Genomic DNA, 685 nt, shown 5'->3' with positions numbered 1-685 from the left:
AGAGTCTTCTTCACTGCTTAAAGTGCTTTACAACCAAAAGGCCTTCTTCACACACGCGGCATGGCTGGATCAGGGTTTCCCCCATTGTCCAATATTCCCCACTGCTGCCTCCCGTAGGAGTCCGGGCCGTGTCTCAGTCCCGGTGTGGCTGATCATCCTCTCAGACCAGCTACAGATCGTCGCCATGGTAGGCCTTTACCCCACCATCTAGCTAATCCGACTTAGGCTCATCTAATAGCGAGAGCAGTAAACTGCCCCCTTTCTCCCGTAGGTCGTATGCGGTATTAATACGAGTTTCCCCGTGCTATCCCCCACTACTAGGTAGATTCCTAAGTATTACTCACCCGTCCGCCGCTCGACGCCTGGTAGCAAGCTACCATCGTTTCCGCTCGACTTGCATGTGTTAAGCCTGCCGCCAGCGTTCAATCTGAGCCATGATCAAACTCTTCAGTTTAATCTTGCTATGAAGCTCTTTAAAGAAGCTTCTAAACTTGGCTCATTTAATCTGGCAAAATCGCTAAAAATTATGTTCGTAATGAATTAACTTTGAGTTTTTCTGCTGTCTTAAATGATAATTTTTATAGTTAATAATCTCTCCGAAAAGAAAAGATAGTCAACTTTATTTTTTAGCATTCTGAATCAGCAAAAATCCACACAAGTTGTTCTTTAGTTATGCTTTTAAATA

At 44.4% G+C, this 685-nt stretch carries 1 rRNA gene; it reads right to left on the bottom strand.

Features of this window, described 5'->3' with window-relative positions:
• A 16S ribosomal RNA gene (locus QL898_RS13790) occupies positions 1-454 on the bottom strand; the annotation flags it as partial.
• Between the last annotated feature and the right edge of the window lie 231 nt (positions 455-685).

Source organism: Psychrobacter sp. APC 3279 (genome assembly GCF_030407795.1).
Classification (GTDB): Bacteria; Pseudomonadota; Gammaproteobacteria; order Pseudomonadales; family Moraxellaceae; genus Psychrobacter.
The sequence above is the reverse complement of the archived record's forward strand: the minus strand, read 5'-3'. Positions and strand labels throughout refer to the sequence as shown.